Raw genomic sequence first — 16,926 nt, 5'->3', positions numbered from 1 at the left:
TGATACTATGGTAGATAAGGATGAAAAACTCCCTGATTCAGATGATAAGAATCAGGTCTCTGATCAGGTCTCACCTGAATCATCGAAAGAAGAAGGGACAGTAGAAAAGAAAGAAGAGCCAGCCGCTTCCACCGAACCGAAAGAGGAGGTGGAGGATTTGGCAAGGCCGGAAGCTTCGGCTGAAGATGATTCTGAGGCAGACGATAAAGAAGAGGAGTCTGGTGACGGCCTGCTGGAAAACCTGAATCTGGATGGTGCGGATAAAAAGAAAATATATGCCGCTTTGAAGCAGTTCTCGTCCATAGAGGATATGCGTCTTGTGGATCGCGCCTTAAAGGAGATCAAACCTTACTACGACAAAATTTACCAGGCAGAAAGACAAGCTGCGCTGGAGGCCTTTACCGCTCAGGAAGGAAATGATGAAGCTGATTTCCAATTTAAAGGAGACGAGCTCGATAGCCACTTCTTCCTGCTTTACAATACCCTTAGAGAGAAAAAACAGAAGTATTTCTCCCAGTTAAATAAGGACAGGGAACAAAACCTGGTTAAGAAAAATGTTATTCTCGATCGCATCAGAGAATTGGTCGATGGTGAAGAGACCAACGTATCCATTGAGGAGATAAAAGCTTTGCAGTCCGAATGGAAGTCCATCGGTCAGGTACCGTCACAATACAATAAAACACTTTGGGCTAACTATCACGCCCTTCTGGATCGGTTCTACGACAACAGAAGTATCTACTTCGAGTTGAAAGAGCTTGACCGAAAGAAGAACCTGGAAGGTAAGCTGGAGCTTTGTGAAAAGGCGGAGGCCCTTGATGAGCTGGAAAATATCAAGGAGGCGATCCATCAGTTAAATGAATTGCACGAAGAATTCAAACATATCGGTCCTATTCCAAGAGAGGAGCAGGATGCCGTATGGGATCGCTTCAAGGCTGCCTCAGACAAAATATACTCCAAGCGCAAGGATTTCTTTGATCATGTCAAGGAAGAGTTGTCTCATAATGCGAAGGAAAAATATGCTTTAGGTGATGAGGCGGAAAAGTTTGCGAGTTTCAATTCTGACCGGATAGGAGACTGGAATAAGAAGACCAAGCAGATCCTCGAGCTCCAGAAAAAGTGGGACAAGATCGGTGGACTTCCACGAGACCGCGCCAAAGAAATTAATCGTCACTTTTGGTCCAATTTCAAGAAGTTCTTCTCAAATAAGAGTGACTTCTTCAAGAAGCTGGAATCAGAAAGAGAAGTAAACCTGGAGAAGAAGTTGGAGCTGGTGAAGCAGGCTGAGGTGTTGAAGGATAGTACAGACTGGAATCAGACCGCCAATGAGCTGAAGAAACTGCAACAGGATTGGCGAAAGATTGGCCCGGTGCCGGAAAAACGTCGAAATGATGTTTACGAAAAGTTTAAAACCGCTTGTGATGCCTTCTTTGATAGAAAACGATCTCAGTCTTCCGGGGAGGCTCAGGAATATGAGCTGAATCTTAAGAAGAAAAATGAGATCTGCGCGATGTTAGAAGCCTATCTAAATTCTGATGAAATAGAACTCAATCAGGTTTATGATCTCATTGATAGATATGCGGAAATAGGTTTTGTGCCCCGCAATGCGATAGAGGACATACATCATCGCTTTGACGAGGTTATGGAGCGCCTGTTGAACATGGAGGAGTTGAGTGATAATCAACGAAACGAGCTTGAGTTGAAAATTCAAGTCAACAAGCTCAAAAACAGTCCGCACAGTACTCAAAAGATCAACAGGAAAGAAGGAAGTATCAAGAAGAAGATTTCTGATCTGGAATCTGAGATATCTACCTGGAAAACCAATATGGAATTTTTTGCTGATTCTGAAACTGCGGATCAGTTGAAGGAAGAATTGATGGGGAAAGTTGATGAGGCGGAGAAGGAAATTGAAGACTTGAGACGCCAACTTCAAGTTTTTAAACAGCTCTAAGGAATTTTTTGTCCGGGGTGTTTGTATTTAAAAATGGACGGTATACATTTGCACTCGCTTTTAAAACAAGCGCCCCAATAAATGGCTCAGGAATGAGTGATTTAGGCCTCCTTAGCTCAGTTGCGGTTCGGCGTTCCGATAGAGCAACTGACTTGGTGGTAAAGAGCAAAATCAATTCTCGGATGAGATGAGATAAGCCTCCTTAGCTCAGCTGGTAGAGCAACTGACTTGTAATCAGTAGGTCATTGGTTCGATCCCGATAGGAGGCTCAATAAAGGCAGTTACATGAAAATGTGACTGCCTTTTTTTGTTTTCACTTCCTGTCATAGATGCTCTGTTTTTTGGTTAGCCGTTTATAGCTGACTTTAAATGAAGTTCATTCAATTAATGCCGGAGTTCGGGCAATAGTTCAGCAATTTATTTGAGTAACCTTGAGTGAGGAATGACTGGTTTAGGCTTCCTTAGCTCAGCTGCGGTTCGGCGTTCCGATAGAGCAACTGACTTGTAATCAGTAGGTCATTGACGGTTCGCCGCTGCGATTCGATCCCGATAGGAGGCTCAATAAAGGCAGTTACATGAAAATGTGACTGCCTTTTTTTGTTTTCACTTCCTGTCATAGATGCTCTGTTTTTTGGTTAGCCGTTTATAGCTGACTTTAAATGAAGTTCATTCAATTAATGCCGGAGTACGGGCAATAGTTCAGCAATTTATTTGAGTAACCTTGAGTGAGGAATGACTGGTTTAGGCTTCCTTAGCTCAGCTGCGGTTCGGCGTTCCGATGGAGCAACTGACTTGTAATCAGTAGGTCATTGACGGTTCGCCGCTGCGATTCGATCCCGATAGGATGCCCTTTTTGTTTTAAGTGTTTCACAAAGTGTGACACTTAAAATGAATAATGATACCCAGTGTCTCCGACACTGTTTTAATTAATCAAGGATCAAGCAATATTTCTGTGGGTCGATTGTTCTTTTCATATAGCCACATTGTGAAGTGAGAATTTCCTCCATTTCTCTCACCCCGGAGATCACTGAGAAAGCAGAGACAGAGTTGTCAAAAGTCTTTTGGTGATTTAAAGCCTTCATTATTTGAATAAAAATGGCATTTTGTCCAAATAAAGGAGAATTAGAGATTTACAATAAGATTAGTTCCTCTGTGTCCTTTGTGTTCTCGGTGGTAAAAAGGGCTTATTGTATTTTTTCAAGACACCCCACAGGTTTTAGAATTGATCCTTAATCAACACTATTCCCAAAAGTCCTTTGTCCCCAATTTTTTTTTGACGCACCGGATTACCGATAATATTCTGCTTAATCCATCGAATCAACTGAAATCGGATTTTGGTGAGGGTAATCGCTCATTTTATACCCTGAGTCTGAAGATATATGCTTTTATATTAGGTTTTAAGTGACGCAAAGTAAACACTTAAAATAGCTGGGTTAAGGATTGTATTTACGATCTATCTTTTTCAATCATCAAGACCCAGCTCATTACGCACCTTTTCGGCTCTTATCAGCCAGTCAGGCTTTGGTGGCAGAGCTTTCGCCGGAGCGGCACACCGACTAGGATTAATTCCCATATCTCGCAAGTTGAGAACGGATTTAGTAATAAGCTTTCGATATTTCTTGCGTCTGGTTTTTGGATTGCGTATCTGGTATCTCATTTTCCTAAACTTATTCCTATTCTAAATTGTCTTTAAAGTTTCATATCATCAATATACAATCTAAGAAAAATGGATTATTCTCTTTTGTCCTTTTTGAACTTATCACCGACAAGATTCTCTCAATTTTCAGATTCAATTTAACTTGATCGTAATGCAATTGCGATCGGGACCTAACCGAATCCCTAACCTTGATGATGTGCCAATGCAGGAAATTTGGTCAGCCAAATATATCCTTAACTAGATATCCACTTCGTAATTCTTTTCGAACTTGAACTTAACCACTTTCACCAGGGCGATACGTCCTTTTAAGGTGCCATAAAGAATTGACGGAGAAGGATAGAATCGCATGATTGAGCTGGCGTATAAGTATACATCCACCAGCTCGATGGTCCTTCTTTTCTTGAGTGGAAGTTTGTACCATGCCTGAATGTTAGCCCATAGCTCTACGAAAACACCGATTTCGCGAACAGTGAGGGGCTTGTAGTTTACGGAGGCGAAGGCATTGACATTGATGGCCGCGGCCATGATCAACCCAACCTTGGCGACAGCAAGGTTCATGTTTACATCCTTATAAAAAGCCAGCCCCAGTCCGGCCCCAACCTCTACATATTCGGATTGCAGGTCGATCCATCCATAGTAGGCCATGCCGGTACAAGCCGGAACAATACCTATGCGGTCTTCCCGATTCCCCAGTGCTACTCTCCATTGGCCGGGTTTTACATCGACTAAAAGGCTACCCTCTCCGCAGAGGCCGGAGCTAATCAACTGAACAGTCGCATATCCAAAGAAATGCCGCTCGCGCTCATTGTATTTTACCTCAACGCTGCCTTGAACTGCTGCGCTATTATCCGCTTTCTCGATTTGAACAGTGTTGTTTGAAACCTGTATATCACCACGAAAGTCTAATTCCATGTTTCCATCTATGGAGGTATTGACTTCACCCTGAACCTCCATGCGCATCAGGTCGCCTTGCTTTGGTCCTAGCATAACCATATGCAGGTAAGCGCCGAACATGTTGGAGGGATCGGGAGAGAGACCGGTGAGTCCATCTCCTTTCATGTGTTTGTAAACTCTACCTCGAAGTGCGGCAATGGTCATAATGCCTAGGTTGATGTTGGTCTTTGGAACGCTAAATCCATCCTCCATCTCTCCGCCAATCTGATCCATACCTTGAGGAGCATCGAAATTGTCGGTTGATTTCTTTTGGACAGCGCTGGTGTTTCCTCCAATTTCTACAAACCAGTAGGAGGAGCCATTTTTTCGGCCGTTCATGTATGCACCCTGAATGTTAATGGGGTTGCTTTTGTCCGGGACCTTGACTAGCACATCAACGGTGGATGAGAAGACATTTCCGTAAATAGGGTGATCTTTGGTGTGATAAAGTGTCCCATTGAAGTCCATGGCTGGAGATCTGAGCTTTACGGTGATCGGGTCTGCGAGAATGGCCTTTTTGAGGCTGCCGGATTTGACGAGTTTGACGATGGATCCGCCAACATCCAGCGGAATATCTACTCCCAATTCCTCACTTAGTTGTTTGTTCAGGTATTCCTCGGATTTTTTGGTTGATTCCTTGAGTGCCAGTTGTGCGACAGATTCCTTTGCTTTTTTGGAAAGCCGACCAACTATTCGGCTTCCACTGACTCCTTTAATGGCATCACTTCCCAGAGATTTGATTCTGGTGGCAATCTCATCAGGCTTCAATAGCCTAAGGACATCTACTCCGATTTCAGCAAATTCTTCATCCAGATCTTTTAATGAGGAAGCAAGCGCGTTAGCCGGTTTTTCGCCAGGCGTAAACAAAGCTTTTATGCTAACCGCTGACGAATTTTTGATGGAACTTTCAATTCGTGCTAGTAGCTGGTCTTGTAGTAGGGTAGTCACCGGAAAGGTAATATTCTCATATACAGATTCATTGATACTGGAGGTGATTTCATTATTGAGCTCCTTTTTCAGACTATTGGTTAATTCGGCAAGCAAACCACCGATTTCAGGATACTCGGCTACCATAGCAGAGATGACCTCATCTGCCGCGTTGTCTACCAATCCGTTGATCAATGTCTCAATTTCTCCATTAACATCAGAGGTCATACTATTTACCCTGGTGTTGATCTCTTTTGTGACTTTCTGAATTTCCCGATCCATAGGAGCAATGATCTTTGCGGAGATCATTGCAGCGGCACCCGTGGAGACTTCGTCAGGAAGAGATCGAAAATTTGGCAGGAACTCATTCTTTTCCGACTGGGTTAATGCCAAAATGGCTTTGCTATAAGGGTTCCATTTTGAGTTGGTAGCTAATTCCGCATGGAGTTGGATCATCTTCATTACCACCTTTCCGGCGGTTTCCTGATCTTGCCATATTGCACTGTTTTTATGCCCGGAGTATGCAGTGTCAATCATATCTTCTGGCAAGGATGTTGTTCCGCCTTCCCACATCATTGCCTGAGCATTGACTTCAGCTGAGATGCCTTCATCCAGAGTTTTGATTCTCGCGTCAAGGGCCTGAATGGCGCTTTCTTTTTTTGCCGTGATTTCTGCTTCGAATTTCGCTTTGGCGGCTTCAAAATTGATGGTTTCTGTTTCCTGAGAGAATACTTTGGCTTCCGCAATGTAATCGCCGGGGAGCCTTGGGTTTTTGGTAAGAGAGTACATGTTGAAGGAAGGTGCGCCGTCATTCCCGGCAACATCGTCTCCAAGAGAGATTTTTCCTGATACTCCAAAACCATATTGTCCGCTGTTTCTGCCCACGGCAACTGCATCGATGGTAATCGGAAAACCCTGATGGGTGGTCGTGATTTGCTTATCCAGTGCGAAAAGACCTTCAGGAGTATAGAATCCGACATTGTAGTTACCCCAAACCTTAAAATAACGAAGTCCGGTTATAGAAGCATTAAGTGCCGGCCATTTCAGGTCGAGGGTGAGACTGAGTCGGTTGTGCTCTTCAAAGACAGCTCTTTGGACAGTTCCGGTGATGCGTTGCTCGTCGTTATCTGGGTTGTGAGTAAAGCGATACCCCTCAAGGCCTTCAAAATAGCCTGTGGTGAAGCCGGTTTTTGAAATGGGTGCAGAAAAGTCGAAGGTGTTATCAGAGCTAAGAACAGGTATGTACCCCTTTCCGGTAAGTACGGATTGATCGGTCAGTTCATTATTTTCTACTTCTAATGTAATGGTAGATGGTGTGCAGGGAAAAGTGTTGAAACTGATTGATAGATTATCCGAAAATGTTTGTTTGGTTGAAAAGAAGAGTCCGCCATCTGAAATGTAGGCCAGAGCTGAACCATCAATAGGTTGTGGAATTTCGAAGGAAACATCTTCCGACAGCTTAATATGATTTCGCGGGTCCAGATTGGTTGGAACAATTAAGGTGGCTTCCCGATAGGCGATGCCTTTCCAGCTTTCATTTTCTGAAAATGCTCCGGGTGATTTTTCTTCCGAAAGATCTACCGTAAAGGAGGAAGTTTCCAGAAATATATTGAGTTCATCTGCGACATAAATTGGACTTAATACTGAAATATCATCCGAGTTGAAATAAAACAACTGCTCTTTTCTTTGGAAAGGCACTTTCACTCGCTCGTATTCCGGGAAGCCCTTGATGTTGTCAGGGAGCCCAACAAATCCATCTAGCTGGAGGGTATAGATGCCTTTACTGAAGTAGATCTTTGAGGTTGGGCTCACATCCAATGCGAACCCGAATGGATCAAGTAGCTCAAAAGTGTTTCCGTCCACAAAGTGGGTGCCCCCGGAAAGATAGAATTCATCGTAAGTAAACCAGTCGCTTTTTGAAATAACCAGCGATTTATCACTGGAAAAGGTTGCCAGATGTAGCGGCCATTCGGCATATCCGAAAATGGACAACCCGTTCTTGTCAAGTTTGTACTGCGAGGAAATGAAAGTAATGTCCCCATTTACTTCTTCGGTGGGCTTCAGGCTGTGGGTTTTACTTTTGTTAATAATAATCTCTCCCTCGTCAAGAGTCCAAAGCATTCCTGATTGTTTCAGCTTTAAATGTTCAAATGAGATGTCAGTCCATTTATCGGGTTCCAATCTTACCTTACCCGTTCCTGATAGGTCATTTTCGTCATCATTGATGGTAAATACTTCTACACGATGCGTTCCGGCATAAAATCGTTCTAATAAAGGTGGCCCATGAAAGGTGTGGACGTCACTTCTCGATACCTCCTGGTTTTCGCAATAACCAATGACTTCCCAGGCATATTTTTGAGTAGGCTTGGGTATAGGAACTTCCAGCGCCTGGTCAAGTGTGGATGTGGTCGGACTGGTTTCATAGAAATACCATAGCGGGCCTTCCAATGCTTGTTCGGGGCTCTGTTGATCTTCTACTTCCGCCACCCGGATTTCATAACGTAGAGACTGTCCGGGTAATAGGTTGGATGGAGTGTGCCATTGAAGTGCGGCTTGTTGATCCAGTCCCAGAACATGGCCTTCTTCAGGGAATTTTATGGGAATATCGCCACCAGTAGGCCATCCGTAATAGAATTTTCTGAATTGTGATTTACCCTGGTTTTTAAAGGCATCTTTTCCGTCCAGAGAAAAAGCCTGAACCTGATAGATGTAGGCTTTTCCAGCTTCAAGAGAAGGATCCGCAAGTCCATAGACCAGTGATGTGCTGGCAACCCGATCGGATTTAAAGATTTGTACTGCCTGACCATTTTGTACCGCACTGAGCGGATCGACCTGGGTTAGGGACATAGATTCTTCCGTGATCTCCCAGATGGTCAGTTCATACTCGTGTCCGAGTAAGTCATTTGGAGATCCTCCATTAAAAAGCTGCCAGGTGAAAGGGATCTGGGGAGTTGTTGGTTGGATGAAAGCGTCCTCCTGTGGCGTGATGATTATAGGAGGGCTTTTCAAAGAAGCCCAAAATGAGATTGGGGTTTCCCTGGACAGAGCTTCACCAGTATGATAGTCCAGTACCTGTAAGTAAAGCGTATAGCCCCCTTCAGGCAATCGACCACTTTCCAGGAGCAGTTTTCTCCCGACACCGTCGATATTTAGGTTTCGGTAATCCAGGTATTCGATCCAGTCCTCTCCAGTGAACCGTACAGGTTCGCCGGGACTGACGGTAATCGGCTGGGAAGGAATAAAATGAGGAGAGGTCTCCAGACGGATATCGGCACCTTCCAGTCTGAGTTTTAATCTAAAGGTCCAACTAGGCTCATTATAGTCATTGAAAATGATGTTGGCTGTAAGCAGTTCCTTTGCAGGATCAGTGTAGTCACTTAGGTAAAGGGAATAAGGTAAGCCAACAATTGGACTAACATTGGCAGGGAAGCGTTGCAATTGCCCATAAACATTACCAATAGTGGTTTGTAAAATGAACAATAAAACAAGCGTGAGCTTTTTGGTCATTGAAAGAATTTTGGCGGTTGGTGCGTGTTCTTAATAATTCGGCGGCCAAAATAACAAAAGACGTTGTACTGAATATTATATTTTTCTATTAATTCATTTTAAATGACATAAAATGGATCAATAAAATGAATGAAAACTGTGGTAAGCGAATATCTATGGTAATAGAAGGATGTGTGAAATTAGTTTATCACTTGCAAAACTTAACTAATTTTGAGGCCGAATTATCTTGAACTGAAAATATGAAGGTTTTTTTCTCTGTAGTGATTCTCTCAATTTGCTTCCTGGCCAAAGCTCAATCCTATCGGATTTCATTTGATTGGAGAGGGCTGGAGGATCAATCAGTGATGGTGGGATATCATTCTTTTGGTAAGAAATACAGCCTGGATACCCTTGCCTTTAATGGAAAGGGAAAAGCGGTTCTGGAAGGGAGCGGCGTATTGTTGCAAGGGATCTACTTTCTTTATACGCCGACCTATTATTTCGAATTTGTGGTGAAGGAGCAAGACTTTTCTTTGAGCGGATCATGTGATCAGGGCTATGAACATTTGAAGATCAAAGGCTCGCCCGAAAACGAGGTGTTCCGGGCATTCCAATTGGGAATGGCCGGTCATCAAAGGGAAAGATTGACCTTACTTGAACAACTGAAGACCGCGAACAAAACCGATTCTGTTGCGATTCAATCTAAGCTGAATGAAATCCAGGTGAGGGTTTCAACTTTTCAGGATAGTTTAATTGCGGCACATCCGGCAAGACTTGTCTCGGCCATGGTTAGTATGATCAAGGGCGTTAGTATTCCTGATGAGTTGGGTTTGGATGTATCAGAGAGGTCAAATTACGTTCATGAGCATTATTTTGATATGGTAGAATCACCGTATGCGTTGATGCGTACTCCTGTGTTTAAGGGCTATGTTGCAAGGTATTTTGAAAGGGTGGTGCCTCCCATTCCTGATTCACTCATCTTAGAAATTGATCAGTGGCTGGATTGGTGTCGGTCTGACGAATCCACTTTTGATCTGTGGTTACAATATTTTCTCGAGGAATACCAGGAAACGGAGATCATGGGCTTTGATCAGGTCTGGATTCACCTGATTGAACGTTATTGTCTCACTGGAGAAGCTCACTGGTTGCCAGAGAAAACATTGCGGCTTCTGGCTGAGGAGGTGCAATTTATTAAACCTAATCTGATCGGTAACAAGGCGCCAGATTTTCAGGCTTTGGATACCCTCATGAGGCCTCATCGACTGAATCAATTTCATAATAAATATTTGGTGCTTTTCTTCTATGATCCGGATTGTGGGCATTGTAAAAAGAAGGTGCCTTTGCTGAACCAGAATCACGAGCAGATCAAGGCACTGGGAGGAGAGATTGTGGGTGTTTGTACGACCACGAATGTCGATCGTTGGAAGGAGTTTATCCATGAAAAGGAGCTTCATTGGATACATCTGGCTGATCCTTATGGGAGGAGTGACTTTAGGGTGAATTACAACACGAGAACTACACCTCAGCTCTACGTGCTGGATGCCCAGCAGAAAATCATTGCGAAAAAGCTGGACCCTGAGGAGCAGTTGATCAATTTCCTTGAGCGTTATGAGCAGCGTATTCAACTGCCGCGGAATTGACCTGAAACTAGTCCGGAAGTAACTGCCGGACTAGTTTTGAGTAGCATGATAGTTGTGTAAGTAAGACAGAATTAAATGATTATGAAAGGTTGGCTTTCTTGTGTTTTTTCGATTGTAATATTGTCTGCAATGCTTTTTTTAGTTGGTTGTGGTAAAAACTTTCGGAATGCTCCTCAATTGACTGTCCATCTCTGGATATTAATAGAGAGCTTTTAATTATTCTCAATTTTGATAGATACTCCACTGAAGAGCTTGATTCAACTATTATTATCCGAACGCATAAAATCGATAATTCGCCGTATGATACTCTTAGTTTTGAGTCTACTTTCAATAAAAAGCTCTTCATAGGAGACGGAATGATCACCTTTGGAGAGCCAGAGGGAGGAGGAATTCTTGAAGAGGTCGATTTTAACTATACAATTCAAATCCCAAGGGCAGGAACGACTGTAAGCATAGAGAATATTGAGATTGAAAAAATGAAATGGGAATGTTGTTCTTATTATGTGATTGCAACGCTTACACTTGACGAAAGTGTCAATACATATAACTCTGCATATGTAGAGCTGGAAATTTAGACGTTATTGATAGTCTAGTATTCTCAGGTCTTTAGAACTGATGAATCTGAGTCCTGTTTAGCTAGCTGCCAGCTAGTCCCAGGCACCAAACACCCAGTTACCTACTTCCTCGGGATCATCGCTTTGAAGAAAAGTCTCGATAGCGGGGATCAATTCATAGCGTGAAAGACGCTCGTCTGCATTCAGGTCGAGCTTGATAAAGGCCTTGGCAAGATGTGACTTCTCCAGTCCAAACACTTCGAAAATATCAATGTATTCATCGATAGAGATAAATCCATCCCTGTTTTCATCAAATAGCCCGAAAAGGAAATCAAGAAAGAACTGCACATGATCTGAGATCACATCATCGTCATCACTGTTGACTACATTTTCATCAAAATAGTCCAGCCATTGTTCCAAACTGATAGTCTGGTCCTGATGGTCAGGTATTTCTCTCAACAGGTCATAAAAGAACTTAACGGATTTCCTGACCGCTACTTCGTGCTCCTTACTTCTATCCTCATAATTGAGTTTTATCCTCACTTTTTCTGCTAATTCAGCGAAATCATTGAGCTGAAGATTGCCTGATTCGCTTAGGTCAAGCAGGTTAAACAAATGCACCAGTTTTTTTCTCTGGAAGTCGCTGATCATAGTGGCAAATATTGAAGGAACCTGAAAATTAGCGTTTATTCAACAACTCTCTAAACAACCGGTCAGGATGGCATACAAAAATTTCCACAGGAGGTGTAAATGGTAGTATTTCCTCAGATACTTGATTTATATCTATATAGATTCTCCGTAGCGGCTGTAATTTTATAATTTAGTAATAACCATCATTTACTTAATCAGCGTATGAAATCATTTTTACCAATTTCTCTTTATCTGGCCTTTATCCTTTTATCCGTCGTGGATATTCAGGAGGCGCACGCCCAAACCTGGGAGGTGGTAATGAAGAAGGCAGAAAAGCAATATGTGAAGGGGAAATTTCACAAAGTTCCAAAAAAGACTAACAAGCTAAGGAAGAAGCACATTGCCAAGAAATTTGCCAATGATTCTACTTTATATGCATGGTTGGATATTATGGATGCCAAATCTTTTGAGGCAAAAAAGGAATATGTCGATATGCAACGTAGCATTGATGCAGGGCTCCTGGGTCTCGAGGAATTCAAATCCGAAAACTCAGTTCACTACGCAGTAGGAATGTTGCGTATCGTTGACCTGTACAATGAATATGGGAATTTCATAAAGGCGGATAGCCTCTTAACAGTTCTGGAAACCGGTGTTGATTTCGAGGCTGCCTCACTTCTGGATTATGAGATACAGCTGAGAAGAGCGATCACAGATCTAAATAATGGACAGTTGGTAGGGATGGATTCGGTGTTCGCAGACTTATCAGCCGCGTTGTCCCAACTACATGAGACTACCTATGAGGGTGAGGAAATAGATAAGGCAGATGTAGCATACAGGGAAGATCTTACTGCACTGGCCAATGTTAATCGTATACGCACGCTGAATGATCAGGGTAGGTACCTGGATGCAGAAAACCTGTTTGACGATTTATGGAGAGATAATCTAAGTCTGCTAAACACACGAAGTGATACGTATTTTAAGATGCTCAAGCTGCGAGCTGACATTGCTTTTGATGAAGGTGATTACAGGGATGCCGATAAATACTTGTGGAGATTGATCAGGGCGAAGCCGGTGGGGAACAGATGGGAAGATATGGCATTGCTGCGAGCTCACCTGGGCTTTAAAAGTGGGGATGATGACGAAGTTTTTGTTTCGAGAGATGTTTTTGATAAATACACAGGCAAGTCCAAAATATCCAAAGATTATCGAGAAGTGCACTTGTCCTACATAGATGCATTGGATAATTTCCTGGATGAGGACTACAATAAGTCCTTTGACGGCATCAATGATGTTCACTTTGCTTCGACCAATGTACTGCCTCTGGATCACCCAACCAGAGAACTGAATTATAATGCAGGCATAGGTTTTTCACAAAACGCGAAGCATCAGAAATACAGGCAGAGTGCCGACACATATTATCCGGAGCTGGAACGAAATATTAAGCTGCGGTATACCGAGGGTCTTTATAGGGATTTGTTTGATATCAAGCTGGCGAACTTCTATCTCAACTTTACCGAAACGCCTATCCAGGCTTTCAAATTATTAGATCCTAGGCCCTATGATAATGTGTTCACGCAGTACTATTTTACCAAAAACACCTATGTGGACATTGTAAATAGTTTGAATGAATACCTAACCATTAAAGGCGACTATGAAACGGGTATCAAATACAACCGTCATGCCTTCTTTGGTCTTGAACAAAATAAAGAAGTGCCGGGAGTTGAATTAGGTACACAAATGGCGACCCTGGCGAGCTGGTTGATCAAAGGAGGTTATTACCGTGAGGCGGAAGGGCTTACGGATGATGCCTTAAAGATGATCAGAAGAGACGGGGAGAAGATTAGTGGTGAGTATATCAAGGCACTCAATTCTGCTGCTATACTCTACGCTACCATCGGGCTTTATGATAAGGCTGAAAATCTGCTTTACAAGTCAAAATCGATAGGTAAGAAGCTAGGTAAGGAAAGTCGGACCATCTTACTGAATTCTATTGAGGATCTGGCTTCGATTAATACCCGTTTAGGAAATTACTCGGAGACGGAAGATTTGCTACACGATGTCATCAAGGAGAAGATTAAAATGCATGGCGATTTGAGTCGCCGCCTGATTAAACCATACAATGCACTAGGGGAAGTTTTTATGATTAAGGGTGACTACCCGGCAGCCGAAAAAAACATTCGTAAATCTTTAGATATTACCAGACAGGTTTACGGGGATACCACACTTTACTATGCTGATAATCAGGCCATGTTAGTGGCCTTATACCTTCATTTGGGTAATTATCCGGCTGGTTTGGTAAACGCCATGGAGGTATATAACCTGCGAAACAGTAAGTTGAGAGAAAATCATGTGCTCATTGCCAGGTCACTTACGGATATAGGAATGTTACGCTTTCATCTGGGCGACGACCTTTCTGTGGTCGAAGAAAACTTTGTAAAAGCTAAGGAGATCATAGAAGAAAACTTTGACACTAAACATCCGTTGTATGCTGAAGCGATCAAGAACCTGGCCTACATCCATATTGAGAAGAATGAGTTAGATACTGCTCTGGTATTGCTGGATATGGCAGATGAAATTTGGGCGGATGTGCTGGGTAATAAAAATATTAGCTCGGGAGAAGTTGCGAGATTAAAAGGTGATATATACAGGTACAAGAAACGTTTTTCGAAAGCGAAGAATGAATATGAAAGAGCTTCCCGATACTTCAGAAAAATATTTAGTCGGGAGCATCCGGAGTATCTCAAGACCCAGAGTAGGCTTGCGCAGTCCTACTACATCGATGGTGAAATCGCGAAGGTTGAGGATATTCTTGCAGAGACTACTGAAGCCTATTTGGATTATACCAAGCTTTATTTCCCGACGCTGAGTGAAGACGAAAAAACGAGGTTCTGGAATAAAATCAAGCCTGACTTCGAATTCTATAATACAGTAGCGGTTGCCTACATGGAGAGAAAGGAAAAATACCTCGAAAACATGTATGACTTCGCCCTTGCAACTAAAGGCTTACTTCTCAATTCATCCATCAAAACCAGAAATGCTATTATTAATAGTGGTGATACCACATTGATCAATATGTTTGAGAACTGGGTGGAAAAAAAGGAGTACCTCACTAACACTCTGGCCCAGTCTGAGGAAAGCCTGGCAGCAAATGAAGTTGACGTGAAGGGCTTAAAAGATGAGATAGCTCAGCTTGAAAAGTCACTAAGCGAACAGTCAGAAGATTTTGCCAGGACATATGAAACAGTGGATTATGTCTGGGGTGATGTAAAAGATGTTCTGAAGAAAAACGAGGCAGCTGTTGAAATTATCAGGTATCGGGAGTTTGATGACGACTTTAATGAAGACAAAGTAAGGTATGCGGCTCTGGTTGTTACCTCGGATACCAGAAGGAATCCGACCCTGGTCCTATTGGAAAATGGAGCAGAGATGGAGCATAAGGCCTTCAATCGACTTAGAAACAGTATCAAGTTCAAAATTAGGGATGAGGAATCATATAAAATTTTCTGGAAACCTATTGAGGAGGCTCTTGATGGTAGGGACGTGGTATACCTATCTCCTGATGGAGTTTACAATCAAATAAATCTGGAGGCTTTAGCTCTTGCGGGAGGAGGCTATGTAATTGATAACCATAACATAAGAGTGGTCAGTAACACCAAGACATTGCCAGCTCACCGTTCCAAAGAGGCCAGGAAGCTTCGTTTGTTGAGTGGGGATGAAGGAAATGTGGCAATGCTTTTCGGGAACCCAACATACTACAGTAAGGATGATCGGTATGAAGAAGTTATTGAGGAGAACCCCTCACGTGCAATTGGAAATGCAAAAGTTCCTCAGCTGCCGGGAACGGAGAAGGAGGTCAAACTTATTGGGGATCTGTTGAAACAGAATGGCTGGAAGGTTGATACCTATTTGGAGAGTTCAGCAACAGAGGAATTAATCAAAGGGCAGGATAACGTGACCCTTGTGCATATTGCCACACATGGTTTCTTTGATGATAAGCCAAGAAAGAAAGTGCAATTTGGCCTGTTAGACAATGATAATCCGTTGGAGAGATCCGGCCTACTGACAAGATATGGTGGTGAAGTGCTTTTGGACGCTACGGATAATTATAATATCGCTGATGGAGTACTTACGGCACACGAAGCGATGAACCTTAATTTTGATAAGACTGAATTGATTGTATTGAGTGCATGTGAAACCGGCCGGGGAGAAATCGAGCAGGGAGAGGGTGTATTTGGGTTGCAGCGTTCCTTTTTGGTAGCCGGAGCAGATGCCATGATCATGAGTTTGTTCAAGGTCTCAGATGAGGTCACACAAAAATTGATGGTGGAGTTTTATAAGAACTGGATCTCTGGTCAAAGTAAAAGAGAAGCATTTAACCTCGCTCAGCAAACAATTAAGAAGGATTATGCCGATCCAATTTATTGGGGAGCTTTCATGATGGTGGCTAAAGAGTAATGTTTTGAAACGAGTCAATACAGAATAATTAAGAAGGGGATGCTTTTAGCATCCCCTTCTTAATTTAATAAGCTTATTGCGCTCACGGCGGAGGAATAAGGTTTGTGGTTCATCCAAACAAAAAAAAGCCATCCTTAGAAATTAAGAATGGCTAAAACTCACAAACTATAAATCAATAATAATTGAGCTGAATATTGTTGGTAAACAATTGAACCATCTCTCGTTCCTCCTTGATTGATTCTAAACGTGATTCTAATTGATCAGTCTTTTGATACCTAACGAATAAGGCGATGTCTATTATCCCTTCAAATTCGTTCGCAGCTTGTTCCTCCGAAATCTCCCCTTTTTTGATTGCCTTTTTATAATACCGTTCAATTTTCTTGATGTTATTGTAGATCATAGGCTTCTCCACTACGGTAAGTGCAGTGGGGCTTGTAGGTGTAGGATCTTCCTGCCAGGTATAAGACAGCTTTAAGAGCTCTAACTTTTTTCCAATGGTTTCTCCCATAAAGTGAGAATAATTGAAGGAGTCATCTAAAATGGATAAATCTAATTTGTCTTCGATGTAATCGAACTCGTATATATCTTGAGCTCTAACCTGGATAGAGAAGGATCCAAGTAGTAGTAGTAGTAAAATCCTCTTCATGTATGTCAAAATTTTATTTTAAAACATAGGTAAATATCTAGTTAATAGGT

At 42.6% G+C, this 16,926-nt stretch carries 8 protein-coding genes and 3 tRNA genes; 7 read left to right on the top strand and 4 right to left on the bottom strand.

Features of this window, described 5'->3' with window-relative positions:
- Positions 1-7: 7 nt before the first annotated feature.
- The 4 genes from NXR94_RS09955 to NXR94_RS09940 all read left to right on the top strand — a co-directional run bounded on the left by NXR94_RS09955 (position 8) and on the right by NXR94_RS09940 (position 2,798).
- Positions 8-1,948, top strand: coding sequence for a DUF349 domain-containing protein (locus NXR94_RS09955; RefSeq protein WP_258104471.1), 1,941 nt, complete (start codon positions 8-10; stop codon positions 1,946-1,948).
- Between the two features lie 196 nt (positions 1,949-2,144).
- Positions 2,145-2,217: transfer RNA gene (locus NXR94_RS09950), tRNA-Thr, on the top strand.
- A 186-nt stretch (positions 2,218-2,403) separates the two neighbouring features.
- Positions 2,404-2,507 (top strand) — tRNA-Thr (locus NXR94_RS09945).
- 185 nt (positions 2,508-2,692) lie between these two features.
- Positions 2,693-2,798: transfer RNA gene (locus NXR94_RS09940), tRNA-Thr, on the top strand.
- Positions 2,799-3,410: 612 nt separating this feature from the next.
- Here the strand turns inward: NXR94_RS09940 and NXR94_RS09935 are convergent.
- On the bottom strand, positions 3,411-3,605 hold the full coding sequence (locus tag NXR94_RS09935; protein ID WP_258104470.1) for a hypothetical protein: 195 nt from the start codon (positions 3,603-3,605) through the stop codon (positions 3,411-3,413).
- A 237-nt stretch (positions 3,606-3,842) separates the two neighbouring features.
- Entirely contained in the window at positions 3,843-8,972 is a 5,130-nt protein-coding gene (locus NXR94_RS09930) for a hypothetical protein (RefSeq protein WP_258104469.1), read from the bottom strand.
- A gap of 239 nt (positions 8,973-9,211) precedes the next feature.
- Between NXR94_RS09930 and NXR94_RS09925 the strand changes: the two genes are divergently transcribed.
- A complete protein-coding gene (locus NXR94_RS09925; protein WP_258104468.1) occupies positions 9,212-10,591 on the top strand; it encodes a redoxin domain-containing protein in 1,380 nt (459 codons plus the stop codon).
- Between the two features lie 356 nt (positions 10,592-10,947).
- On the top strand, positions 10,948-11,166 hold the full coding sequence (locus NXR94_RS09920; protein WP_258104467.1) for a hypothetical protein: 219 nt from the start codon (positions 10,948-10,950) through the stop codon (positions 11,164-11,166).
- Positions 11,167-11,238: 72 nt separating this feature from the next.
- Here NXR94_RS09920 and NXR94_RS09915 read toward each other — a convergent pair whose 3' ends face one another.
- Entirely contained in the window at positions 11,239-11,796 is a 558-nt protein-coding gene (locus tag NXR94_RS09915) for a hypothetical protein (protein WP_258104466.1), read from the bottom strand.
- Positions 11,797-11,997: 201 nt separating this feature from the next.
- On the opposite strand from NXR94_RS09915, the gene NXR94_RS09910 reads away from it, so the two are divergent.
- A complete protein-coding gene (locus tag NXR94_RS09910; RefSeq protein ID WP_258104465.1) occupies positions 11,998-16,230 on the top strand; it encodes a CHAT domain-containing tetratricopeptide repeat protein in 4,233 nt (1,410 codons plus the stop codon).
- Between the two features lie 172 nt (positions 16,231-16,402).
- Here NXR94_RS09910 and NXR94_RS09905 read toward each other — a convergent pair whose 3' ends face one another.
- On the bottom strand, positions 16,403-16,876 hold the full coding sequence (locus NXR94_RS09905; protein WP_258104464.1) for a hypothetical protein: 474 nt from the start codon (positions 16,874-16,876) through the stop codon (positions 16,403-16,405).
- Between the last annotated feature and the right edge of the window lie 50 nt (positions 16,877-16,926).

This window comes from Marinoscillum sp. MHG1-6 (assembly GCF_024714475.1).
In the GTDB taxonomy this organism is placed as follows: domain Bacteria; phylum Bacteroidota; class Bacteroidia; order Cytophagales; family Cyclobacteriaceae; genus JAMZMI01.
Note: the sequence above shows the minus strand (reverse complement) of the source record. Positions and strands in the feature narration are given on the sequence as shown.